General features: G+C 32.9%; 20 protein-coding genes. 4 read left to right on the plus strand and 16 right to left on the minus strand.

Annotated elements, in window-relative coordinates; translation table 11 throughout:
• Positions 1–123: 123 nt before the first annotated feature.
• The gene (locus DK441_RS17260) at positions 124–834 is read right to left on the minus strand and encodes a bifunctional 2-polyprenyl-6-hydroxyphenol methylase/3-demethylubiquinol 3-O-methyltransferase UbiG (protein ID WP_109851805.1); all 711 of its coding nucleotides are present in this window, start codon (positions 832–834) and stop codon (positions 124–126) included.
• A gap of 70 nt (positions 835–904) precedes the next feature.
• On the opposite strand from DK441_RS17260, the gene DK441_RS17265 reads away from it, so the two are divergent.
• Positions 905–1,399, plus strand: a complete 495-nt coding sequence (locus DK441_RS17265; protein WP_109851806.1) for a YkgJ family cysteine cluster protein — start codon at positions 905–907, stop codon at positions 1,397–1,399.
• Between the two features lie 95 nt (positions 1,400–1,494).
• Here DK441_RS17265 and DK441_RS17270 read toward each other — a convergent pair whose 3' ends face one another.
• Positions 1,495–2,175 (minus strand): Lipl32 family lipoprotein, encoded by a 681-nt coding sequence (locus tag DK441_RS17270; RefSeq protein ID WP_025666636.1) that lies wholly within the window; start codon positions 2,173–2,175, stop codon positions 1,495–1,497.
• A 399-nt stretch (positions 2,176–2,574) separates the two neighbouring features.
• Here DK441_RS17270 and DK441_RS17275 point away from each other — a divergent pair, with 399 nt between their 5' ends.
• Complete coding sequence (locus DK441_RS17275; protein ID WP_109851807.1) at positions 2,575–2,958, plus strand: YkgJ family cysteine cluster protein; 384 nt, start codon at positions 2,575–2,577, stop codon at positions 2,956–2,958.
• 140 nt (positions 2,959–3,098) lie between these two features.
• Here the strand turns inward: DK441_RS17275 and DK441_RS17280 are convergent, their stop codons facing one another.
• The 13 genes from DK441_RS17280 to DK441_RS17340 form a co-directional block, all read right to left on the minus strand.
• Positions 3,099–4,355: a hypothetical protein gene (locus DK441_RS17280; protein ID WP_160112146.1), complete on the minus strand. Its 1,257-nt coding sequence runs from the start codon at positions 4,353–4,355 to the stop codon at positions 3,099–3,101.
• Between the two features lie 309 nt (positions 4,356–4,664).
• Positions 4,665–5,312 (minus strand): hypothetical protein, encoded by a 648-nt coding sequence (locus DK441_RS17285; RefSeq protein ID WP_160112147.1) that lies wholly within the window; start codon positions 5,310–5,312, stop codon positions 4,665–4,667.
• An 8-nt stretch (positions 5,313–5,320) separates the two neighbouring features.
• Entirely contained in the window at positions 5,321–10,099 is a 4,779-nt protein-coding gene (locus DK441_RS17290) for a hypothetical protein (protein WP_109851810.1), read from the minus strand.
• A 213-nt stretch (positions 10,100–10,312) separates the two neighbouring features.
• Positions 10,313–10,750: a hypothetical protein gene (locus DK441_RS17295; RefSeq protein ID WP_109851811.1), complete on the minus strand. Its 438-nt coding sequence runs from the start codon at positions 10,748–10,750 to the stop codon at positions 10,313–10,315.
• A 170-nt stretch (positions 10,751–10,920) separates the two neighbouring features.
• The gene (locus tag DK441_RS17300) at positions 10,921–11,808 is read right to left on the minus strand and encodes a hypothetical protein (protein ID WP_109851812.1); all 888 of its coding nucleotides are present in this window, start codon (positions 11,806–11,808) and stop codon (positions 10,921–10,923) included.
• The gene (locus DK441_RS17305; RefSeq protein ID WP_109851813.1) at positions 11,762–12,832 is read right to left on the minus strand and encodes a DUF6620 family protein; all 1,071 of its coding nucleotides are present in this window, start codon (positions 12,830–12,832) and stop codon (positions 11,762–11,764) included. Before DK441_RS17305 ends, DK441_RS17300 begins: the two co-directional genes overlap by 47 nt.
• A gap of 32 nt (positions 12,833–12,864) precedes the next feature.
• Complete coding sequence (locus tag DK441_RS17310; RefSeq protein ID WP_109851814.1) at positions 12,865–13,902, minus strand: SPFH domain-containing protein; 1,038 nt, start codon at positions 13,900–13,902, stop codon at positions 12,865–12,867.
• A gap of 21 nt (positions 13,903–13,923) precedes the next feature.
• The gene (locus tag DK441_RS17315) at positions 13,924–14,688 is read right to left on the minus strand and encodes a hypothetical protein (protein ID WP_109851815.1); all 765 of its coding nucleotides are present in this window, start codon (positions 14,686–14,688) and stop codon (positions 13,924–13,926) included.
• Positions 14,689–14,713: 25 nt separating this feature from the next.
• Entirely contained in the window at positions 14,714–14,917 is a 204-nt protein-coding gene (locus tag DK441_RS17320) for a hypothetical protein (RefSeq protein ID WP_025666644.1), read from the minus strand.
• Between the two features lie 110 nt (positions 14,918–15,027).
• A complete protein-coding gene (locus DK441_RS17325; protein WP_109851816.1) occupies positions 15,028–15,711 on the minus strand; it encodes a Lipl32 family lipoprotein in 684 nt (227 codons plus the stop codon).
• A 41-nt stretch (positions 15,712–15,752) separates the two neighbouring features.
• On the minus strand, positions 15,753–16,367 hold the full coding sequence (locus tag DK441_RS17330) for a hypothetical protein (protein ID WP_109851817.1): 615 nt from the start codon (positions 16,365–16,367) through the stop codon (positions 15,753–15,755).
• Between the two features lie 30 nt (positions 16,368–16,397).
• The gene (locus DK441_RS17335) at positions 16,398–16,742 is read right to left on the minus strand and encodes a zinc-ribbon domain-containing protein (protein WP_109851818.1); all 345 of its coding nucleotides are present in this window, start codon (positions 16,740–16,742) and stop codon (positions 16,398–16,400) included.
• A gap of 85 nt (positions 16,743–16,827) precedes the next feature.
• Positions 16,828–17,250 carry a hypothetical protein gene (locus DK441_RS17340; protein WP_109851819.1) on the minus strand — a complete coding sequence of 141 codons (423 nt, stop codon included), beginning with the start codon at positions 17,248–17,250 and terminating at the stop codon, positions 16,828–16,830.
• 261 nt (positions 17,251–17,511) lie between these two features.
• Between DK441_RS17340 and DK441_RS17345 the strand changes: the two genes are divergently transcribed.
• Positions 17,512–22,974: a gliding motility-associated C-terminal domain-containing protein gene (locus tag DK441_RS17345; RefSeq protein ID WP_109851820.1), complete on the plus strand. Its 5,463-nt coding sequence runs from the start codon at positions 17,512–17,514 to the stop codon at positions 22,972–22,974.
• A 3-nt stretch (positions 22,975–22,977) separates the two neighbouring features.
• On the plus strand, positions 22,978–23,904 hold the full coding sequence (locus tag DK441_RS17350) for a type IX secretion system membrane protein PorP/SprF (RefSeq protein WP_109851821.1): 927 nt from the start codon (positions 22,978–22,980) through the stop codon (positions 23,902–23,904).
• A 63-nt stretch (positions 23,905–23,967) separates the two neighbouring features.
• Here DK441_RS17350 and DK441_RS17355 read toward each other — a convergent pair whose 3' ends face one another.
• The gene (locus tag DK441_RS17355) at positions 23,968–24,612 is read right to left on the minus strand and encodes a response regulator transcription factor (protein ID WP_025665910.1); all 645 of its coding nucleotides are present in this window, start codon (positions 24,610–24,612) and stop codon (positions 23,968–23,970) included.
• Positions 24,613–24,675: the final 63 nt, after the last annotated feature.

Here is a 24,675-nt window from a genome sequence, read left to right on the forward strand (position 1 = left end):
CGCTATCTCGCTGTCGTGTTGCAATTCCTTGTACTTCGCAAAAAAAAAAGCTCAGGCTGTGGGATTTTCACTGTAATCCTTCACGCAAAACATTTAGGGTTTCTATACTTTGCCAAAGTAAAATTATGCTAAGGTAAACTTAGCCAGGTAATCGTTGTTTTCTCCTTCAACTATTAATTCTGATAGTAAACCGTTGGCATTAGCAGCGTTTTGAAGGGTATTATAATCAATATATAACCAATCAAACCATTCTGATTCTTGTTCTTTGTATTTTAATTTGTATTGCATTTCTCCATAATATCCAGCAGAGGCATCTACCCAAAAACCTCCATCGTCATCTTGAAAAAGATAGGAAATATCTGATGAATCCATTAAAATTTGACCTCCCGGAGCAAGAAGTGTTTTAATATGAGTAAAAAAACGATCAATGTGATCCAAAGTACCAATAATACCACTACCATTCATTAACAATAGTATGGTATCATACGTGGCATTAGTATGATCATAGATATCTTGTGCCATAGCATGATGTATCCCTCTTTTTTTACAAATTTCGATAGCGCCTTCGGATATATCTATAGCTTTTACGTCTAACTTTTGATCATTTTGAAGAAACAAACTATGGCTTCCGGCACCACAACCTACATCGAGTACTTTTCCGTATGAAAGCTCTAATGCCTTTTGTTCTATTTTTGGCATTTCGGTATACCCTCTAAATAGGTAAGAAATAGGGATATGATCATCATCAAAATCATTTGCCTGCACAATAATATCTTCAGTGTATTCTTTATTGTAAAAATCTTTGATGGCTTTTCCGAAGATATCTGTATTCATGAGGTGCAGTTTGTGATTATAGGAAACGATACTTGGTAATCAGAACTCTCAAAAGTCTTACTTTTGTACTATGCAAGAATTTATAGACCAATTACCAAAACTGGCCAAAGATAAACATAACGAGAACAAAAAGTTCTTTGCTAAACTTAAAAAAAGACCGCCTAAAAAACTAGACCATATCATGCAGGAGTTACATGATGAAGAGTTTAGTAACACAGATTGTTTAGAATGTGCGAATTGCTGCAAAACTACGGGGCCATTATTTACAGATAAAGATGTAGAGCGGATTTCAAAATTTTTTAAAATTAAACCCAGGCAATTTGAAGATCAATACCTGAGAACAGATGAGGATGGAGACTTGATATTACAACAAACTCCATGTACTTTTCTTGGAGCCGATAATTACTGTGCAATTTATGAGGTAAGGCCAAAAGCATGTCGAGAGTACCCACATACAGATCGTAAAAAATTTCAACAGATATCTAATTTAACTTTAAAAAATGTAGCAATTTGTCCTGCAGCATACAATATTGTAGAAAAAATGAAATCTAAACTACCTTTATAGGTATATACATAAAACAAGTATTCCCATATATTCTTTTAAGAAACATATGGGAATAACTGCAAGTGTGTGTCTATTAAATTAGGGTCTATATATTATTATCCTTTTTTTAACTCTTCGATAGTTTTGGCCATTATTACTCCTGGTAATTTGATAGGAGCGGCAACCTGAGCTAAGAAAGTACCTTTTACTTCACCAGTTTTGTATGTTGTAAAACCAATACGGTATAATCCAGCAGTTAATGCTTTAAGAGGATCACCAACTTCACTTTTATATCTTAATAGCGAATTGTAACTACTTCCACTAGGCTGCTTAGGCATTTCACTACTGTCATCATTACGTTCTAGAACAGTCCAGTTAGCACTTTTTACAGCTTCCCCGGTAATTTTATCTTTACTTATAATATCAGAACGTTCTAACGTAATATAAGTATCAAAGAAATCACTAGAACTTGCATTTTCTGTATATGCAGCAGATGCAGTAGCTCCTTTTATTTTGTTTTTACCTACCGGAGACATCATTCTTATACCAAGCTCTGGAGCCACAGCAGGAATCCAAACATAGATATAATAAAATTTCTTACCATCTTTTACCTCGTCTTCATTACCAGGTGCAGCATAACCAAGATATGTTACAACATCTGTATAAGGCACCTTTATAGTTTTTGGACCTATCTTTTTTTCGGTTAAACCACCAAATTTCTTCAGTTTTTGCGCTTGAGCATCAATAGAAGTTCCTAAAGCAAATATGCTTAGTAAAATTAAGATTTTTGTTTTCATAAAGAATTGATTTGATTTTAGTGATAAATACACACACTTCTTATCACTATAGGTTAGTGTTATGATAATCTATGATTATCAATTTAATTGCAAATATGAGAGTTTATAATTAGAATAGAATGACGTATTTGTATTTAATCATTCTATTCTAACAATGGATTCTGTTTTTCAGTAGATTATATAAAAATAGTCTCTACTTATTCTTAATATGTAAAATAGACTGATATCTTAAGCAATTATAAGAAGATATTGGTATAGGATCTTTTATCCAATTGATCATATAAAGAAGGTTTAGATGAATTGGTAGTTTTATTAGAACTTGAGTATTTATATTTAGTGCAAATGTCGATTGGATTATGATAAAACTTAAAAAAACTATTTAAAAAACTAGACCATATCATGCAGGAGTTACATGATGAAGAGTTTAGTAATACAGATTGTTTAGAATGCGTGAATTGGTGTAAAATTATTGATTCATTATTTAGTGATAAAGATGTAGAGGGGATTTTAAAGTTTTTAAAAATTAACCCCAGGCAATTTGAAGAACAATACCTACGAACAGATAAGGATGGAGACTTGATATTACAACAAACTCCATGTACTTTTCTTGGAGCCGATAATTACTGTGCGATTTATGAGGTAAGGGCAAAAGCATGTCGAGAGTACCCACATACAGATCGTAAAAAATTTCAACAGATATCTAATCTAACGTTAAAAAATATAGCAATTTGCCCTGCAGCTTATAATATTGTAGAAAAAATGAAATCTAAAATATCTTTATAGATAAGCGTATATACAATTACTCCTATATGTAATTCATAAACATATAGGAGTAATCTTGAATATGGGTCTAAGCAAATAATTGTTTTCTTATAAGTTTTTTTTATTTCTCACAAAAAAAGCTTAAGGATTTAGAGACCAATTTATTTATTAATGTTTTTACAATTTATTTCAGATATATGAATATAACTATTATATCTAGTGCCTCCATATTTTCCACCTCCTTCATAAGTGCGAAATAATTTTCCTTCATATACTTGGCAAGTCCCATCCTTTGCTTTAGTAGCGACTTGTACGGTAATCCTTTTCTCTAAAGGAACTCCTAAAGCATTTTTTTCTACAATCCAATTGCTATATAAAACAACACGTTGAATTGCCCCGTATTTAGAGGTATTATGGTGTTTCTGTTTAATAGTTGTTATTAAACTGGCATTATTATATCCTGGAGTTTCCATTCTAAAAGAATCTATTATGCGCTGTCTGTACTGCTCAAAATAACGATCGTATTCGCCACTATCTATATAAGTGTTCAACTTTTGTTTTTGTGTGATGAGCATGTTTTTGATATCATCTACCCATGATTTATCCTTCACTCTTTGATATATATAGGCATCGTCCTGAAATAATTTTAAAGTTTTATCTACTACTTGTATAGCTGTTTTAGGTCTCATTTTCCACTCATCATCATTAAATGATTTATACGCTAATTTCTCTCTTACATATTTTTTGAACTTAGGAGCTATTTCATTTGTTAGCGTAGTTGCAAAGTAATTATCTACGTTAGAGATGTAAGTTTCCACTTTAGGGTCAGAAATCCCCATGTTTTGATAGGCTTCTTTATGCGCCTGATATTCTTTGTAATTAGGGAATGATGAAAATTGCTCTACTAATTTATTTATTGGTAGTTCCTTTTTTACTCGATCTACACTGTTACTAGTATTTTCTAAATTCCACAAAGAGTTATTTCCGCCATCTCTTAGAGCAATTTCATCATCGACCAATTTTTTGTATTTATCGTACTCTGTTGTGAATTCTGGAATCCTCTTACTATCTGAATAGAAATTATTGAGAGTGGTTAATTTTTGATCTAATGCAAATAATGCATCCTTTATTTCTTCTTTCGTATGTTTCTTAACATTTTCATTAGAAATGAAAATAGATTTTAAAACATCTATTTTTTCTACTGTTGATTTTTCAATTTTTAAAGTTTTTGGATCTGTGCTGGAGGCATTTTGATTCAATGAAACATTTTTTGTTGAAGTTTTAGATGAATTGGTAGCTTTACCAGATTTTTTTTTAAGAATTTTTGATGTTTTCGGTTTCTTAATTTTTGGAAATTGCGCATTTACATTTAGTGCAAAGGTTATTAATATTAAGGTAAGAATAATTTTTAATTTCATTTTCATCTTTTTATTTAGTGGGCTGTAAATGTTGATTTGATTATCATGAAACTTGAAGCTTTTTTGAATTACTGTGATTATTATAACAATAAGATCAAAAAGTATACAATTATGATATTTGAAATATGCTTTTTCAAAACATTTACTTCATATTATATTTGATTCAATTTTAGTTAAATTTTTATATAATTATGAAGTCAAATCCAGACTTTGTGACGAATGCCTTATAATTAGTGATGAATTGTTTTACTTAGGAAATAGACACCTTTATTTAGCTACTCAATACTGTGAAAATACAATAGAGTTCTTTTATTTGTTATCTATTTCTATAAATTTTTCTTCCTCTAAACTGGGAGTTTCTGGTGCAGGATCATAATGTCCACTCAGAGTAGAAAGAATTTCTCCTGTTTCTTTATGTATTTCTTCAATATACTCAATTCCTCCCTGATCGGGATTTCTGGATGTGGTGTATACCAGATAATGGTTTTCTTTTTCATAAATAGAGATAACAACAGATGATTTATTGCCTTTGTTAAACACATTATTATTAGTCCCATTACGGTTTAGAATAAAATTGATAACATTCATATCTTCTGCTGTGGGGCGATAAAAAGTAGTGTTTCCTCCTTTATTATTGTCACTGCTTATAGAGATCGATTTAGAAGGAAATTCTACAATTATGTCTGTATTGTAACTACTGTTTTTTGGAAAATAGATTACATTGTATCCAAAATGAACCTTGATCCTTTTGTTACTGGCCAGTATTTGTATGAAGTGAAAATCATCTTCAGTTACCTCTGGCGTAGTGATAGAATGTAACTCTTTTATAGCCAGTTGAATAATGTGATTTTTCCCTAACTTCTTTAACTCTAATATTTCTTCTTGTGGAGATGTGGGTTGCGCACTCATAAATAAGACGGGTAGTGAAACAAACAGCAAACGAATTAGTACCTTCATGGGCTTTCTTAATTAATGATTCCTTTATTGGTAGAGATCTCATCCATCATTTCTGAAGAGTGTCCATTTTGTTTAGCTTTTTGTACATAGTTTAAGGCTTCTTTTGGATTTTTAAGTTTATAATATATCTCTGCGATATTGGCGAGATACATGGGTTCATTGGTTGCGGTTAGTGCGGCATTTTTAAAATAAGGTAATGCTTCTTCATAGCGTTTCTCAACATCTAATGCACAACCAGTAAGGTTGTATAACCGTGCGAGTGTTGCTGCGTCATGAGAAGCTTTTTTGATATACTCTTCTTGTTTTTCGAGATAAGTAGGAATTCCCTCTTTTAACCAAAGTAAGCGAGCTTTTAAGAAATACACCTGGCCAAATTCTGGGTCTATTTTTAGAATAGCATCTCCCTTTTGCTTTGCCAATTCGAGATCTTTATTTTTTAAATCATTCCAGGCAGCCTGGAGTAGTGCAAACTTACTTTTTTCTTTGATGTTGTATAAATCAATTTCTTCAGAGAATTTGTCTTTGTTACTAGTGATAGCTTCGACAATGGTTTCTGCAATACTTGCCAGTTCTGGTCTTTTCTGGATATGTTTGTAGGTGTAATGAATGAAGTTAAAAGCTAATAACCTGTCGTGATCATAATTTTCATCTTTAGCGATATTTTTCGATAGTTTTTGGATGAACATATTCTTAAAATCTTCTCCATAGATGTGTTCTCCTTGTTCAAATAATAGATCTATAGTCGTATACCATGATTTTTTATAAGGCTCTGGGGCTATAGTATTATTCCAAATAGGTTGTTCTTTCCCATATTCAAAACTTTGTAGTATGCGTTTAACCTGTTGTTTTCGATATAACTGTAATATGAATGTTTCTTCGTCTTCATAATCATCATCAAAAAGATCGTCATCATATTGCTCATTATATTTTTTACTTGAATTTGCTCTAGAAATCAATTCCTCTGGAAATTTTTCGTGACCTAACCTGATAAGCATATCGCATACAGGAACGATCATATTTTTTATACGATGATTTTGTTTTTCATCAGTATTAGACTCAAATTGCTCAAAAATTTCTAATAATTCCTTTTCAAATGGTCTTATTGCTACCAAAGGGAGTTTGGAGATATTTATTATACTTCTATGACTATCACCGATATAGTTATAGTAATCAAGAACATCATAAGTATCGGTTAACAATTTTTTGATATAATTGTAGATAGATTTATGAGAATATATTTTATAGCGATAGGCCAACTTGGCTCTTAAAGATTCATCATTTAGCGTATCTAGAATATCTAATAAGAATGCTTTAATTTCGGGATCTTCAGAAAATTCATCCCATAAACCATATCCGTTATTAACCAGGATCGATACGTAACCTTCTTTTATATTTAGAGTATTTGGTGTTTTTTCTAATACAGGTTTTGGGATACCGTATTTTGCACCATTAAACATGATATTCCTAACAATTTTTCTGTCGGTATGAGAAGTAATAATTTGAAGGGCCTGAAGCTTTAGTTTTTGAATAGTAACTGAAGAATCATCGTTCTCTTGTTTTGGTTGAAAAACTGGTCCCTGAATATACGTCGATGTTATTTTATGGTTGTCTGAAGAGGTGAGAATGTTTTTAGTGTTGTCTTCTGGCTTTTTTAGATTAATTAATTGTAGTAATTCTTCAAAAACACCTTCTTCGGTAATCATTCTATCTTCTAATTGTTTAATCAAATTATCATTACTACTAAGTATGATATCTTTAACAGTATCGGGATCTTGCGACGAACTGATTTCGCGATAAGGATTCCAGTTATGATCCGGGAATTCTAAATATCTGGATTCATTATTTATAAGTATCGAAACATGTTTTGAAGTCATTGTATTAAAACTATCATTCGAGATGATTTTATCTACGACACGATTAAGATCGTAATTCATTTTCATGAGCTGAGGATCAAAATTCATATCCAAAGTATCAGAGAAATATGGATAAATGTTAAAGTTAGAGTAGACCATAGAGAGTCCAGATTCCTCATGAAAACTAGATACTATTGCAGGACTTGAGCATTCCTGAAAAGAAAGTGATATCACTCCATAATCAGGTTTGTGCTCCAGAACTACTTTTCCAATACTAAAATCGGGATGATGTTCTACCAAATGTTCAAAACACTCAATAGCCATCTTTTCTAATATATCCTGAATGTCAAATTCTTGTTTCTGTTGAGCAAGGTTTTTATCTTTTTCTAAAATACAGATATCATATTTTGTAAAACCTATAACAGTATCTTCATCATACATTGTTGCTATGTTATAGGTTAATCGTTCACTATATAAATTCTCCTTGTTTAGACTTTCTAACCAATTAATGAGTGAAATCTTACCATTATCTTCTTTAGAAAGCGTGGTAAATAAAAATTCATCGCCTGTACTACATAATAGTATATTGGGTTTTTCTGAAAAATAGTAAATAGGAGCAAGGTCGTCCCAGTTATGACAGATAAATTTTGGGTCAGCAGGATTACTTATATCTATCACAGATCGGGTAACCATATAATGCTCAAAAAACGCTATATGCATATCTCCTGGTGTTTTATCTTCTATAATACTAGATAAATAAGTTGGATTGCTTTTGTCCTTAATATCTAGTAGTAGAACCAAGCCAGCACCGGCACCCACAACTAGCAGGTTATCGTTAATATGAAGACTATACCCACTTTCTATAAATACATCTGAAGAAATCAGGTTCGCATCGGGATTAGAAAGATCAAAGATTTCGAGATACTCATTATTACAAACGTACAAATGGCCATCTGAAATATTGAGATTACCATATTTTGGCACTTTTTTAGTATTTCTAATACTACCTTCTATAGGAATAATAGTATTTCTCTGGATTTGATATCTTAGAATTCCTTTATCATAATCTGATATATATACTACTTCGTTATGGTAAGAATAGTGGTATCTTTTTTCCTTATCTAAGGCAATTACAGTATGTTTTATGATCTCATAAGTATCTGTAATTTCTCCTATAAAAAGTTCTTTATCACCATTTACTGCGATGAATTGATTTTTACTAATAGGCACAACCCAACTTAAATCAACATCTTCGATTTTATGAGTTAGGTAATAACAATCTTCATAAGGTACTTTTTCTATTTCTTGTTTATCGGTTTCGGGAATAACAAGAGAAGATACTTTTACTTTGGATTTAAAATCTTCTTTTTCTCTCTCTTTTGCTAAGTAATCATCATACGCTTGAAGCATATAGGGAGAATCCGTAAACTCTTTTTTAAATAATGTATTGTGAATATCACTAGAAAAGGAAATGCTCTGAAAACAGTATAATGCATTTTCTTTTTCTCCAAGGATTGTATATAAACGGGTTAATGCTATCGCTGCTCTGCTTGCCGAAGAATACCCATTATTTTCTGACATAAAAGAAATGAGTTCATCTTTTAGCCTATTAAGTTCATCTCTCTGATCTTGATATAGCTTGATATCAAATAACCACTTTGGTAATAATGCATCTTTTTTGGCACTTTTGCTTTCAATTGAAGCATAGCACTCATCAAATTCTTCTTTACGGTTTAGGAAATATAAATTTTCTAATAGATGTACTTTATAATGATCTGATAATTGTTTTATAGATTTAAGGATTGCTGTTGATTCCTCATATCGTCCTTCAGAAAATAACCTGGCGGTCAAGAATTTTTGAAGATCAGAATAGTTTTTATTGGTATCAGGTAAAAATTCTAGTGTTTTTCTGAAAGCTTCTTCACCATAATTATAAAGTTTTTCTTCAGCTTTGTATGAGATGTCCAGATTATGTTTTTGTATAGTATTTAGCCATTTTGTAAAATTGGATTCGTTATGGATTGGATCTGGAACCTGCGAAGGGTCAATTATTTTATCCGGAAACTGTACCATGAATTTATCAAAGGCACTAAAAAAAGCTTCTTCTGATAAATCACCTTCTTCTTCTTCGATATGGCCCCCATCTAGTTTCCAATCTTCGAATTCATCGGTTAATCTAAAGGTAGCTTTTTCTCTATGTTTGGATTGTATAAAGCCATACTCGATATTTTTGATATCATAAGTGTATATATTACTTTCTTCTTCAGATCCTTCGTATATATTGCTTTTGGGATAAAATAAATAAAAACCAGTGTCATAAAACTTTAAGTAGGGATAGGTTAATTTTGATTGAGGCAACGCAAGCATCACATTATAAAATGGATCAGAACCGTTAGGATGATTAAAAGCCAGTATTCTTACATTATCGTCCTGTTTAAAAGTGAGTTTGTGCGTAACAAAACCAACAACATGTTTGAAATCTTTTTGAGTATAAGAAGTAGCTACTTTTTTTATAGCATTTTCAATTTGTAAAATCAATTCTTCGCGCAAGCATGTTAAATAGCTTTTATATAATTGGTCAGATATATGATTAAAAGTAAGCGCAGGTTTTATTTTTGTATATTTTCTGTCGTGTTCTACCGCACGATCTATATAAAGAGCATCTAACCCTTCTCTTTTCTCAAAAGCTTTATCTGCAATATCTAACCATTCAGATATTGAAATTGTACCAATATCCGATGCATCATCATATTCAGATCCATAATAATACTCGTCCCAGGCATTGTTATAGGTTACTTTAAGTACATCAAAAGTCTTATTGGGCGAAATGATAATCATTCGTAGCTTTTCTGGATTAATTTTTCCTGAAGTAACAGCCTGATCTATGATTTCCTTAAGCTGTTTTTGGATTGATGTAGTGATGTTTAATTGCATAGCGTTTTTTCTATAGATTAGTGCTGTAATAATTTATAATCTAGTTGCAAAATATGAGAATTTATTATTAGAACTAAATACCTTTTTGTGTTTAATTATATTGCTATCGATAAATATTAAATTGATTCTAAAATTGAAAACAATTTTAGAAAGATAGTTTGATTTTATAGGTTCTAAAAGAGGGTTTGCTTGTTCTCTATTTCTATGTTCTTACTACATATAGAATAAGAAAGAGGCTACAATCTGCAAGCAGCCAATAATGATTCCTAAAACTCCTAACTTACGTTGTTTTGATGCTGATTTTTCTCTTAATTGATTTGCTTTTTCTTTTGTAGCTCCATTTTTGAATAAGAAAAACTTGCTAATTGAGCGAAAAACTAACATGAACCCTAATAGAGCTTCCATAATATTCCCAACTAACATGGTGATCCACTGGATAGGATAGGTTGTTATCCATTCTAGATTTAAAGTTGCCGAAATAACTCCCCATACACCCCAGAAACAGAACATAAGTCCGATTATAAATCTGATCAAGCTTGGCAACGGTTCGATTTTTTCTAAAAATTCTTTTACCTCTGGTTTTTTTGATAGCAATAATGATGGTGCTGCTACTATAATACTTAATAAAATTAATGTGATTCCGAAAATCATGGTTTTTAGTTTTAAAGTGTTATTAATACTTATTTTTTTAATTTTATAAATGATTTTTTATATCTATATTTTTTTGATCCCTGTTTTGAAGCCTAAAATTCACAGTACAAAGATGATAGGTATAGGTTTTGAAGTTTTTTTTAAACTATCTTTTATAAATTATCGAGATACTAGATCATTTTTTCTAACTCAGGAAGCTTGGTGTCAATTTGGATTTGCCTTTCTCTGCATTCTTCAGATTTATTGCTTTCGGGATGATTAGCAAGAAAACCGTTAAGCGCCATTTGCATATCTTTAAGGTATCTTATTTTTAATGAAATTTTTTCAGTTCCGTGGTATTTTTGCCATGCTTCTTCAACATATTTATATTCTAATTCTTGCCGTTCTAATTGTTTAATTTCCTTCCATTTTGGTAATAGATTTATTAATTCCTGAGAATTAGGAAAGGCTTTAATGGTATCTTCTAGGTCTGGAACAGCAGCATATGCCGGCCTTAAATTAGTATCAGAAAAGAAAGCAATGACTTCTTTTTCACTATCTCCAAGGAAAACGGCTAAGATTTCATTCCACCCTATCGAAATAAACAAGAAACTACCATCGGGTATTGTGGTATCAGTAGTTAGTTTATACATATTTTCTTTTTCTAAAGGCTCTATACCAAAATTTACATCTTCATTAAATCCTCCTAATGCTAGTTTTCTCGCTTGAGCCACCAAAGATCCACTTTCAAAATTTTGAAGATATACAATAATCTCTATGTGATCATTTTCTCGTAGTACCGACGGAATCTTGTTAAGGTGTCTAAACTCAGGGAAACTGGTGTTATTGATGGTTGCAAATGATAGATAACTATCTTTACTTTTAATATGTATTCCGAATTGTTTGATGTTCTTTTCTATGATTTTTTTTTGTTTTTTAAAACAAGATGACCTGATTTCATCAAATTTGCAATGTAGTGTAATTGGGTTGCAGATGAATCCCAGGCCATCTATACATAAAATGTTATTGGGATTAAAAATCGATATCGTCTCCTGCCTTTGCCGAAGCAAATTCTGCATTATATTTTTCCATTAATTCTCCCATTTTTAATGCCATACGAGTATCTGTAGCCATTTTTGGAGTCCAATGCATACCTACAGAACTCCAATCAGTAACTGTAAGTCCGTATTCTTGTAAGATTGAAGCAGCATCTTTTCCTTGAGCCGCTCCCATATTTTGATGACACATAACTTTAATATAAAGCTCGAAATCTTCATAAATATCATTGTTACCCGCAGAAGAGTCAGCTTTAGATTCTTGATTGCTTTCTGCATTGGCAAATTTTCCAATGTTCGAATTCATAAAAGCATCACCATATACCTTAGAAATCGCAAAAGTTGTGTCTTGAGACATTCTTGCTGTCCATTCTGCAGATACTTCATCCCAGATTGGTTTTTCTGTTCCTACAACTTTAAGTACTTCTTCTAGATCCATACCTCCAGCTATTTTTGCATTAGCAGCGGCCCAGGTTTCCATATCAATGCCATTAATAGGATCTAATAATCCACCGGCTTCTGCTGCTTCTATATGGGCATCCATCTGTGCATCTAGTTTAGCTTTTTGCTCTTTTAGAAAATTATCGGCATCGTCGTATGCTTTTTCTTCGGCAGAGTTGAGTAAAGCTATCCCCCATAAAAAATGATTTTCATCAGCGAACCCATATTCACTAATCTGATCATTAAATTCTGAAAGGTCACTATCTTTTAGGTTTTTAATATCATTAAGGATATCGGTAGCATCCTCGTGAGAAAGTTCACGAACCTGCTCTGGCATTTCTAATTTATTTACATATCCGTATCTTCTGATACCAGATTTAAATTGGTTATTAAGATCCACCCAATGTGGTTCATTTAGGTTAGGTTTAAATGGCCACAGATCATAATCTTCGCCTTCTTCAAGGTCCTGAAAAGAAAGATCTGCACATGGCCATGTCATGTAGTCATAGCTGTGCCAATCCATGCGATCAATAATCGCTAGGTAGTCTCTGTATTCGTCTTTTTGTTTTCCTGAAACGTCTTGATATAATTCATTAACTGTACTCATATGGTATAATTTTTAAAGATTGATTTTTGTTTTTAGAATTGAGATAATATTTCCTGTTTCTTCAGTTTGTATTCCTGTTCGTCGATTAGGCCAGCATCAAATATTTTCTTAAGTTTTTCTAATTTTTGAACTGGGTCGTCGTTTTGGGGTTGAGATTGAGGTTGAGGAGGGGTATTTTGTTGAGGTGTAGACTGCTGTCCTTGATTATTCATCATATTTCCCAGCATTTGACCCATTCCCAGGCCAGCCCCCATTTGCATACCAATATTACCACCGCCTTCATTTTTTGCCATATTTTTTAAGGCCTCGAGTTGTTGGTAATCCTGGTAGCTTACTCCAAGTTCTTTCATTGCCTGTGCTTCGGCACTCATATCTGCAATTCGACCAATTCTTGTTTTGGTTTCTTCATCAAAACTGGTTCCTTCTATCCTAAAATCAAGGAGTTCAAAACCTAGTTCATCAAAGATTTGTGCGCTCGAATTCTGAGAGAATGATGCAATTTCATTACGATGTTTATCAATTTCTACATAACTAAATGAAGCGTTAGCCAGGAAATCACTGATAGGCTGAGTAATTCTGGATAGAATAACTTTTTGTATTGCCTTTACAGGATAGTAGTCGTCACCTGCAATAACGTTGGTGAAAAAATCAACTGGTTTAGTGATTTTGAAAGAAAAATTACCAAAAGCACCTAATCCTACAGGAAAATTGTAAACAGGATCTTTATAGGTGATAGGAGAGGGGGTTCCCCAGCGTATATTTTGCATTTCTGCTTTTCTATAGAAAAAGATACCTACTTTATGAGCAGACTCAAAGGTGTACATGATATTCTTGATGGTCGTCCAAAAAGGAATATTCCCTGTTTTGAGATCGTAAAGCCCTTCTTCTTCAAAAACGCCTTCTACTTTGCCCTCGTATACAAAAAGACACCCTTGTCCGGGCCCTACGATCAATTTTGAAGCATTTTTAATCTCGTCACCATTTTCTGTCCATTTTTCAAAAAGAGTTTCGGGTTTAGGATTTTGCCATTCGATTACCGAACGAAGTTGACTTCTAAATGAATTTGACATATTTTTTTTCTTTTAGGATTACTAATAGTTAGTTAAGAATGCAGTTTTAGCCTTGAGATCTTTTTCATACCTGTCTTTATAATCTGGTATGATTTCGATTCTCTTCTTTAAGTAGGTCTCTACATATTTTTGATATTGAGGTGTTAATTCCTCTTTGCTATACGTTTCAGAATCTTGTATGTAATTTTGAAACTTAAATTCTTCATACTGCAAATAATGCTCTAAAGCAGCTTCTTCTCCAAGAGCATGGATAGCAAAATGTTCGATATTTCTGGCTTTAGTTCCTGGTTCGAATGTATTTACCGTTTGGCAATATTCACAAGTACTGTAATACGATCTAAAAAAATTATCTTTTACCGGTAGTTTAGCTTGACATTGGGTACAACAAAAATCTTTGGATAAAGTATCTTTTACTTCTTTTAGTAATTTTTTTGCAGCATCTGCAAAAATTTTCACTTCGTATGATTTTAGTTTTTGTTCAAGTTTAAATTTTGCTAGATACCCTTTATCTCTTTCTTGTATAAATTTTTTAGAGCCAAATTCTGCTCCTGCATCTTCAAAAGCTTCTTCGACTTTATCTTCCCATGTGCTATCTATTTTCCAGATAAGTTCATTAGCTTGAGAATAAATTCCTTGCCAGGCATTGTGAAATGTAGTAGTTTCAAAATCAGTTGCTTTAAATAATAGAGGTAATACAGCTTCTGTTTTTTCTAATATCTCCTCGAATCGATCTTCGATTTTCTTAAGGAATCCATCCCATCTATTTTGTGTTTCATTAAATGACATACTTTTAAAGGATTATTATTATTATTTAATAGAATTGGTCTCCACAGAAATCACAGTATTTAAGGTCTGTGTCTTCGGGTCTAGCTGCGCCACAGCTTTTACATCGTTTGGTTTCGAGGCCAGCATTTGTTTCTTCATATTTTTTTGTAGAAGAAAGTGCATTAGCCAGGATATCATCAAGAAGATTTTTTTCTTCTTCTTTAGAATTTTGTTTATCGTTTTCTTGCATCTTAAAATTGGTGGTTTAGAGAGAAGACATGTAGAAAAGAGGTTATTCCCATATTTTTTGAAACAAAAAACATAGGAATAACCGTAGGTGCTACTATTCCAATTTACGTTTTATAGCCCTTTTTTTAAGTCTTCGATTGTTTTAGCCATTACTACTCCTGGTAATTTGATAGGAGCGGCAACCTCTGCAAGGAAAGTACCTTTTACTTCACCAGTTTTGTATGTAGTAAAACCGATACGATACAATCCAACAGTTAATGCTTTAAGAGGATCACTTGCTTCACTTTTATATCTTAAGAGAGAGTTATAACCGCTTCCGCTTGGTTGCTTTGGCATTTCGCTGCTATCATCGTTACGTTCTAGAGTAACCCAGTTAGCGCTTTTTACCGCACCTTCATTAATATTATCTTTGCTAACAATATCTGAACGCTCTAAAGTAATATAGGTGTCAAAATAATCAGTTGATTTTGCATTTTCTGTATATGCTGCTGATTGTGTTGCTTTTTTGATTTTAGTTTTCCCTACAGGAGACATCATTCTTACCCCAATTTCTGGAGCAACAGCAGGAATCCATACATAAATGTAATAGAATTTCTTACCGTCTTTTACTTCATCTTCATTACCAGGTGCAGCATACCCCATATAAGATACAACATCTGTATAAGGCACTTTTATGGTTTTTGGACCTATCTTTTTTTCGATAGAACTACCAAATTTTTTTAATTTTTGAGCTTGAACATTTAGATTGCTTCCAAAAGCAAGGATAACAACTAAGATTAAAATTTTTGTTTTCATTTTTTTGATTTTATGTGTTTATTTATTGATATACACCGTTATTATTCTAGTGTAAAAGTTACTTTTACAAGATGTTTTTGAATTTCTTCTGGTTTATGCATATTTATGTATTGCGTTCTGGAATCAGAATTTTCAATTTTTATAATATGCCCCAATTTTTTATTGAGATGATCAGCAGTTTTTTTTGCTTTCACTTTTGCATCTTCAATTGCAGTGAGTGTTAAAGCGGCCCATTCTGTATTGCTTTTTTCTTTGGCTACTGCTTCGACCTGCATAATTGTTAAACCATTCATCCTCTGTTTGGTGATTTTGATCACCTCTTCTTCAGAAGTTGTTGCATAACTGTAATATGAAATATCATTTACTTCTGAGTAAGATGCATACAATTGATAAAGAACATTCTTTTGAAACTTACTAAAATCAACTCCTATAGTCTTTAACTTATCACTGTATAATTGTTTAACCTGTGATAAACTTTTGGGTTCAAGTTGCTGATATCCATTTGCAACGAGTTGTTTTAGCGAGATGGTAAGAAAATAGTTGTTAACTTCTATTTGCTTGTTCGCTTCTCCTACAATAGTTAGGGTCGCATTATTTTCTTGTGAAATAACCGATGTAACCGTTAAGAGGAGTACTATAAAAACAAGTTTTTTCATTTTAAAAAATTATATGATTTTACGTGATTTCTATTTTACCAAATAAGGCAGTACAGTAAGTAATGCAATAAGCACAACCAGAATTGTAAGCCCTGTAAAGTGATACCATGGAGTTTTTATTTGATTGTTTTTAAAATCGTTAAAACTCTGTATCAATTGCTGATTCTGAAATTCTCTTTCTTCAAAAGCTCCTTTACAATGACCGCAAACCGAGTATACTTTTTTTCCGATAGGAAAGAACGGTATCCAAAACACATGAAAATATTTTCTATATCCTTGTATCCACATATTGTTTTCTGTATTACAATATGGGCAACTTCCTCCTTCTAATTTTTTGGGATGAATGATTGAAGAACCTGTTCCAAATATGATCATGGTGTACTTGTTTTTTTGGTTGTTTGTTTTTTGATAATACCAGAAGAGATAAAAAATCTTGAATTTAATTATCTCTATATGCTTATTACATAAAGAATAAGAAAGAAGCTACAATCATCCAGCAACCCACTATGATTCCTAAAATTCCTAGTTTACCTTGTTTTGGGGCTAATTTTTCTCTTAGCTGATTCGCTTTTTCTTTGGCAGCTTCATTTTTAGATAAAAAGAACTTGTTGATTAAACCAAAACCGAGCATAAAACCTAAAACAGCTTCAATAATGTTTCCTGCTAATAAGGTGATCCACCAGATAGGATATGTTGTAAGCCATCCAAGGTTTAAAATTGCCGAGATGATTCCCCATACTCCCCAGAAACAAAATACAAGTCCGATCCAACCTTGATATGGTTCGATTTTTTCCAAAAGTTCTTTTGCGTTTGGTTTTTTAGATAACAATAGTGATGGTACTGCTATAATACTTAATAGAATTAATGTGATTCCCCAGATCATAATTTTTAGTTTTAAAGGGTTAGTATTTATTTTTTTGTGATTTTATATATGACTTCTTATATCTGTTTTTTTGATACATGTTTTGAAGACCAAAAATCACAGTACAAAGATGAGCGATACAATTGCTGATAAATACACCTTTTCTGGTGAAAATATTTACCCTGAAAACAGGGGGGTATTTGTATGTGGTAAAACCCTTTTTATAGTGAACTTTAATACTAAGGGAAAATATAGTTTTGAGGTAAACAATTTTTTTCAAAAATGAGAAATAGTAGGATTCAGTTTACAAGAAAATTAGAGTTTAGTATAAAGGTGTTTACCTTTTGTTTAATGGTATTAGGAAATGTTTTTATGTCCTATAGCCAAGGATGCCCCGATGTGCCAATATCTATTTTAGATGGTACTAATGGTTTGGTAATTGAAGGCTTAAATTCACAAGATGATTTAGGTTATTCAGTAAAAGATGCAGGGGATTTAAATAGGGATGGTATTGCTGATATTATTATAGGAGCCCCATTTGTTGATGGTGTTGTAGAAGATGTAGGTGAAGCTTATGTCATATTTGGAGAATCAGGTATATCTCTTACTTCTTTTGATTTAACAACTCTGGACGGCACTAATGGTTTTGTAATAAGAGGAACAAATCAGAACGATCGATTGGGTAGATCAGTAAGTAGAGCTGGAGATTTTAACGATGACGGATTTGATGATATCATAATAGGAGTCATTTCTTCTACAGGTTTAGGAAAGGCTATTATTATTTATGGAACTAACTCTGGGTTTTTACCATTATATCTCGAATCTAATATTAATGGAACTAATGGAATTATAATAGAATCTGATGTGATTGCAACTCAATTTGGTAATTCTGTTAGTTACGCTGGAGATATTAATGATGATGGAAAGGATGATGTAGTAATTAACGCACCTTTATATGATGGTGGATTTAGAAATTCTGGACGTTCCTACGTAATTTTTGGAAATTCATCTATTAATAGTATGAGTGTTTCGGTATTAAATGGAATGAATGGCTTTGTATTAGAAGGTTTAACACAAAATGATTCGGGTTATGAAACTAAAGTAAGTGATGCTGGAGATATCAATGGTGATGGATTTGATGATATTATCTTAGGTTTCCCAAGATATGATGAGGGAGGAACTCGAGATGCGGGTAGAATATGTGTTATTTATGGAAATAATATTGGTTTCTCTGCTTCGATTGACTTGTCTTCACTAAATGGAAGTAATGGATTTTCTATTCTGGGAGAAGAAGAAGGTGCAGCTTTAGGTTTTTCAGTGAGTACAGCAGAGGACTTCAATAATGATGGAGTTAAAGATTTTATAGCAGGTGCTCCTAGAAAAGATGTTAATACTCTTAGAGATATTGGAGAAGCCTATGTTGTGTATGGAAAAAATGTATTTCCATCTTCGTTTAGAATTTCAGATTTAAATAACACAAACAGTGTAACTATTAGAGGTGATGAAGGATATGAACCCTTTATTGGTTCTGGTTATAACAATTTAGGTTATGCTGTAGATGGATTGAATGATGTAAATAATGATGGAATTACCGATATTATAGTTTCTGCAACAGGTGGAGGAGCCGGTCATCAAGGAGGAGCATACATTCTTTTTGGTTCAAACTCTCATTCAGGGGTAATAGAGGCAGATGATATAGATGGAGTCATTGGTTATCAGGTTTTTGAAGATACTCGGTTTAGTAGACAGCGTTTTGGTTATTCAGTAAGTACTTTAGGAGATTTTAATGATGATGGCGCCTCAGATTTTGTTGTTGGAGCAATTCGGAGGTATACTAGTGCAACTACTAACGGAAGAGCCTATGTTTTTTATGGAGAAACTTTTGATCTTATAGATACCGAACTTCCAACAATAAGTTGTCCTTCAAATCAAGAATTATATTCTAATTCGGTATTACCAAATTATGTTTCGTTTCTGATTGACACCAACGATAATTGTACTTACCAAGGAGAACTTACCTTTACTCAAAACCCACCTCAGGGAACCATAATAACCAGTGATACCAATGTTACTGTCTTTGTGACCGATAAATCAGGAAATACAAATTCCTGTAATTTTTTAGTAACTATTAAAACAACAACATCTACTATAGAGTGTAATACAGCTTCTTTTCCAGTTAGTGATCTTAATGGGAATAATGGTATTGTAGTATATGGGGAAATGGCAATGGGACGAGCTGGTGGAGGAGAAAACCTAGATGTAGATACTGCAGGAGATGTAAATGGTGATGGAATACAAGATTTTATTATTGGAGCGACGGGTACAGATACAGCTTTTGATGGTCCCTATAATAATGAGAGAATGACAATGGATGGTTCTGCATATGTAGTATTTGGAACAAATTCTGGTTTTCCTCCAAATATTGATTTAGCTCTTTTAGATGGTACTAATGGTTTTGTAATTAGGAATGACACACCATTTACAAGCCAACCTGCTACGGGTGCTTCGGTGAGTAGTGCGGGAGATGTAAATGGAGATGGTGTCGATGATATTATGGTGAGTGATCCATTTAGAAAAACGGCTTTGGGATCAGAGTTAGGGTATACATACATCATTTTTGGTAGAAGATCAGGTTTTTTAAGAGAGTTTTTAATTTCTACTTTAGATGGAAATAACGGTTTTACCATTATTGGAGTTGACCCTTTTGAAAGACCTGGTTATGCCCTGGACAATATAGGAGATTTTAATGGGGATAACATCGATGACATAGCTTTGTTAGAAGGTTCAGGAAGTGGTAGTGCCTTAACAGGGAAGTGTCATATTCTTTATGGTACCAGATCTGCATTTCCTCCAGTCATTCGAGTAAATGAGATAAATGGACGTAATGGCTTTACTATTGTAGGAGATAACGTAACAGCAGGTAAAATAGGTTATCATGTTTCTGGTTTGGGAGATGTAAATGGCGATAATATAAATGATGTTATTATTGGAGGGAGAAAGGATAGAAAATTTGTTGTATTTGGAAGTGATAGCCCTTTCCCAGTAACACTAAATGTTTCGAGTTTAGATGGAGCTAACGGTTTTGCTGTTGAACACAGTTCTGAAAGATTGTCAGGATTAGTAGGAAGCATAGGAGATATAAATGGAGACAGCTTCAATGATATGACTTTTAGTGGTCAATACGTGCTATTTGGAAGTGTTGGATTCCCTGCTGTTGTAGATCTCGCACTTTTAGACGGGACTAATGGGTTTTCTTTTGATGGAAGTTCAATAACAAATTGTGAATATGCCGGAGATTTTAATAATGATGGAATAGATGATGCTATCTTAAGCCAAAGAAATTCAGTTTCTTTGCTTTATGGAAAAAACAATTGGGAATCTACAATAACATTAACTTCTCCTTCGGTTTCAGTATTGCCTATTAGATTAGATTTAGGAAGCAGAAGAAATATTTCGGTAAGCCATGCTGGTGATGTGAATAACGACGACATAGATGATATTATCATAGGAACAAATGATGTAACATTTCGTTTTGATATAGATGCTCCCGCTCCAACCATATTTGTTATTTTTGGTCAGAATATTCCTGACATTGATGCACCAAATATTAGAACTTGTCCTGGTAATCAAACACTAAGTTCAGGATCTCCGTTACCTGATTATACAGGTGATGTTGATGCTACCGATGATTGTGATACCAATCTAGAGATTACGCAAGACCCTATTGCAGGAACCTTATTTACAGCAGATACAACAGTTACCATAACGGTAACCGATAATAGTGGGAAAGAAACCCAATGTAGTTTTGATGTAAGAACTCCTACTCTTACTCCTACAGTGAACCTTTCAGTTTCGTCAAATACAGGTACAGAAGCAGATGAGACAATAATAACAGTTAGAGCTACTTCTTCGATGGCTGTTGTAGGTGATCAAACTATTGATATTGGTGTTACAGGAGTAGAAATTACATCTTCAGATTTTACCTTAAGTACTACTACCATTACTATTCCTGATGGGATGACTATGGGTGCAGTGACTTTTACTATTGTTGATGATACTGTTATGGAAGGCATAGAAACAGCAATAGTAACGATTAGCAATCCATCTACAGGTATCACTCTAGGAAGGACTACGACGCAAAATGTTGTTATTACAGATAATGATTCAGAATCTACTCCTACTGTAAATCTTTCAGCTTCGTCAAATACAGGTACAGAAGCAGATGAGACAATAATAACAGTTAGAGCTACTTCTTCGATGGCTGTTGTAGGTGCTCAAACTATTGATATTGCTGTCACAGGAACAGGAATTACACCTTCAGATTTTACCTTAAGTAATAGTACGATTACTATTCCTGATGGGATGACCACAGGTATAGTGACTTTTACTATTGTTGATGATATTGATATAGAAGGCACAGAAACGGCAACATTAACAATTAGTAATCCATCTATAGGTATTGCTCTAGGAAGGACTACAACACAAAATATTGTTATTATAGATAATGATTCAGCACCTATCCCTACAGTGAATCTTTCAGTTTCAGCAAATGCAGGTACAGAGGCTGCAGGGACAGTAATAACAGCCACAGCTACTTCTTCGATAGCTGTTGTAGGTGATCAAACTATTGATATCGCTGCTGCAGGAGCAGAAATTACACCTTCAGATTTTACCTTAAGTAATAGTACGATTACTATTCCTGATGGGATGACCACAGGTATAGTGACTTTTACTATTGTTGATGATGCTCTTGTAGAAGGCACAGAAACAGCAATAGTAACAATTAGCAATCCATCTATAGGTATTGCTCTAGGAAGGACTACAACACAAAATATTGTTATTATAGATAATGATTCAGCACCTATCCCTACAGTGAATCTTTCAGTTTCAGCAAATGCAGGTACAGAGGCTGCAGGGACAGTAATAACAGCCACAGCTACTTCTTCGATAGCTGTTGTAGGTGATCAAACTATTGATATCGCTGCTGCAGGAGCAGAAATTACACCTTCAGATTTTACCTTAAGTAATAGTACGATTACTATTCCTGATGGGGTGACCACAGGTATAGTGACTTTTACTATTGTTGATGATGCTCTTGTAGAAGGCACAGAAACGGCAACATTAACAATTAGCAATCCATCTACAGGTATTACCCTGGGAACAACTACAACGCAAGATGTTGTTATAGAGGATAACGACGACCTTATAATATGTACTATAGAAGCAGGTGATGATGAAGAGATTATACAAGGGCAGGAGGTGCAATTAAATGCGACTGCTTCTGGTAACGGAACATTTGTTTGGACACCCTCAATAGGTCTTACTAATACTAATATTGCTAACCCAATAGCAAACCCTGATCAAACAACAACCTATACTGTTCTTTTTACCAGTGATCAAGGATGTATTGAAGAAGATACAGTTACCGTCTATGTAGAGGCACAAGAAGAAGATCAAACACGATATGGTTTTTCACCAGATGGTGATGGGATCAATGAATATTGGGAGATTCATAACATTGAAAATTACCCAAATAATAAAGTATCGATATATAATCGATGGGGAGATATAGTTTTTGAAGTTGAAGGATATAATAATACTTCAAGAGTTTTTAGAGGAATTGCCAATCGAAAGAGAAGTTTGGGAGGAGATAAATTACCCGAGGGGACGTATTTCTTCAATATCAAAATAGAGGGTTCTCATAATTTAAAAAAGCAAACTGGTTTCCTTGTTTTAAAGCGTTAATTTATGAAAAAAGTATATATATTATTGATAGTTGCAATACTATCTAAAGGATTTTTATGCCCAATATTTGGGCAGCAAACGCCGGTTTTTGCAAATTATAATTACAATACAGTAGTTATTAATCCGGCCCATGCCGGTTTCTATCCCGATTCTGATATTACTCTCACCAATAGAGGATATTTAAATCAGTTAGATGGTAGTCCGAGAAATATTGGATTAACAGTCAATTCGCCATTGCGTTCAAAAAATATGGGATTAGGAGCAGGAGTTTATAGTGACCAGGTAGGAGTAACTACAACAACAAGCTTATTTGGAGCATATGCTTATAAAATAGTTTTTGACCATAATTATAACCAGGCACGATGGTGGTCGTATAATCCCAACGTATTATCTTTTGGGATTACGGGAGGTGCAATGATTTATAATGAAAACTTGCTAGAATTAGGTATTGATAATGATCCTAATTTTGCAAATAATATTAATACTGTTATCCCTACTTTGGGAGTAGGAGTTTTGTATAATAGAGAGCATGTTTATATAGGGGTTTCTGCTCCAAATTTATTAGGAGATTCTTTGTCTTCTGAGGATAACATTAATTTAGAGACACCATATTATGCGTATGCAGGATATCGTTGTTTTGCTTCACGTTTTAAAGAAGTATTAATCACTCCCAGTGTTTTGGTTAAATATGTTTCTGGAGCTCCGATTCAGGTAGATATTAATACTACAGTGAACTACAAAAATAAAATTGAGATTGGTGCTGGATACAGAACGAGTTCTTCGATGAATTTTCTTGCAGGATTTTATATTTCTAATCACTTACGGGTATTGTATAATTATAATCAAACCCTAAGAGATACTCCCATTAATAATACACATGGGATTATACTTAGTTATCGTTTAGGGGATGGGTTTGGTAATAAGAAATAATTAGCCAGATCAAGATTCAATACCTCTTAATTTTAGTATTGATAAGAATAGAATTACACCTTATCAAGGTTTTATATATTTCATTTTTAAGGCATATTTAGTTAACCCTGCCAAGTTTCTAACATTAAGTTTAGCAATAAGATTTTTTCTATAACTTTCGATAGTATGTTTACTCAAAAACAATTGATCCGCAATTTCCTGTGTAGTATGCTCTTGCGCAATAAGGGTAATAACATCAATTTCTCTTTGAGTAAGTTTAATATCTTCCTTCTTTTTTTTAGCAAACTTATTTTCTAAATAAATATCTTTTATATCTTTTGAGAAATATTTCTCTCCCTTAAGTATTGTCTTTATAGCTTTTAAAAGCTCTTCTTTTTCAGCATTTTTTGGCACATATCCGTCTACATCATGTTCTATAAGATTATCAATCATATCTGCATCATTATGCATACTAACCACTAGAGTTCTTATACTTTTCTTTCTTTCTTTTATAATTTTGTTTAGAGAAATACCATCTAATTCTGGCATAGAAATATCGGTGATAATAAGATCGATTTTTTCATCCGGATTAATTTCCAGATATTTTGCAATATGTTTACCATCTTTGGCAGTTAATAAAATATTGTATTCTTTCTCTGAGTTAAGAATGCTTAGTAAACCATCCAAAAACATTTTATGGTCATCTGCTATGATTAAATTATATTTCATTGGTTTATTTTTTTGTAATTAGGTTTAAATAAAACTCACTATGTGCAATCCTAATCTTATTTG

Origin of the sequence: Aquimarina sp. AU58 (genome assembly GCF_900312745.1) — a bacterium.
Lineage (GTDB): Bacteria > Bacteroidota > Bacteroidia > Flavobacteriales > Flavobacteriaceae > Aquimarina > Aquimarina spinulae.

Excerpts from the sequence above, each read along its gene's own strand:
- DK441_RS17290 (WP_109851810.1), bottom strand. The coding sequence starts at position 10,099 with ATGCAATTAAACATCACTACATCAATCCAAAAACAGCTTAAGGAAATC.
- DK441_RS17280 (WP_160112146.1), bottom strand. The coding sequence starts at position 4,355 with ATGAAATTAAAAATTATTCTTACCTTAATATTAATAACCTTTGCACTA.
- DK441_RS17305 (WP_109851813.1), bottom strand. The coding sequence starts at position 12,832 with ATGAGTACAGTTAATGAATTATATCAAGACGTTTCAGGAAAACAAAAA.
- DK441_RS17275 (WP_109851807.1), top strand. The coding sequence starts at position 2,575 with ATGCAGGAGTTACATGATGAAGAGTTTAGTAATACAGATTGTTTAGAA.
- DK441_RS17265 (WP_109851806.1), top strand. The coding sequence starts at position 905 with ATGCAAGAATTTATAGACCAATTACCAAAACTGGCCAAAGATAAACAT.
- DK441_RS17295 (WP_109851811.1), bottom strand. The coding sequence starts at position 10,750 with ATGATTTTCGGAATCACATTAATTTTATTAAGTATTATAGTAGCAGCA.
- DK441_RS17350 (WP_109851821.1), top strand. The coding sequence starts at position 22,978 with ATGAAAAAAGTATATATATTATTGATAGTTGCAATACTATCTAAAGGA.
- DK441_RS17340 (WP_109851819.1), bottom strand. The coding sequence starts at position 17,250 with ATGATCTGGGGAATCACATTAATTCTATTAAGTATTATAGCAGTACCA.
- DK441_RS17285 (WP_160112147.1), bottom strand. The coding sequence starts at position 5,312 with ATGAAGGTACTAATTCGTTTGCTGTTTGTTTCACTACCCGTCTTATTT.
- DK441_RS17315 (WP_109851815.1), bottom strand. The coding sequence starts at position 14,688 with ATGTCATTTAATGAAACACAAAATAGATGGGATGGATTCCTTAAGAAA.
- DK441_RS17355 (WP_025665910.1), bottom strand. The coding sequence starts at position 24,612 with ATGAAATATAATTTAATCATAGCAGATGACCATAAAATGTTTTTGGAT.
- DK441_RS17310 (WP_109851814.1), bottom strand. The coding sequence starts at position 13,902 with ATGTCAAATTCATTTAGAAGTCAACTTCGTTCGGTAATCGAATGGCAA.
- DK441_RS17330 (WP_109851817.1), bottom strand. The coding sequence starts at position 16,367 with ATGAAAAAACTTGTTTTTATAGTACTCCTCTTAACGGTTACATCGGTT.
- DK441_RS17320 (WP_025666644.1), bottom strand. The coding sequence starts at position 14,917 with ATGCAAGAAAACGATAAACAAAATTCTAAAGAAGAAGAAAAAAATCTT.
- DK441_RS17335 (WP_109851818.1), bottom strand. The coding sequence starts at position 16,742 with ATGATCATATTTGGAACAGGTTCTTCAATCATTCATCCCAAAAAATTA.
- DK441_RS17270 (WP_025666636.1), bottom strand. The coding sequence starts at position 2,175 with ATGAAAACAAAAATCTTAATTTTACTAAGCATATTTGCTTTAGGAACT.
- DK441_RS17325 (WP_109851816.1), bottom strand. The coding sequence starts at position 15,711 with ATGAAAACAAAAATTTTAATCTTAGTTGTTATCCTTGCTTTTGGAAGC.
- DK441_RS17345 (WP_109851820.1), top strand. The coding sequence starts at position 17,512 with ATGAGAAATAGTAGGATTCAGTTTACAAGAAAATTAGAGTTTAGTATA.
- DK441_RS17260 (WP_109851805.1), bottom strand. The coding sequence starts at position 834 with ATGAATACAGATATCTTCGGAAAAGCCATCAAAGATTTTTACAATAAA.
- DK441_RS17300 (WP_109851812.1), bottom strand. The coding sequence starts at position 11,808 with ATGCAGAATTTGCTTCGGCAAAGGCAGGAGACGATATCGATTTTTAAT.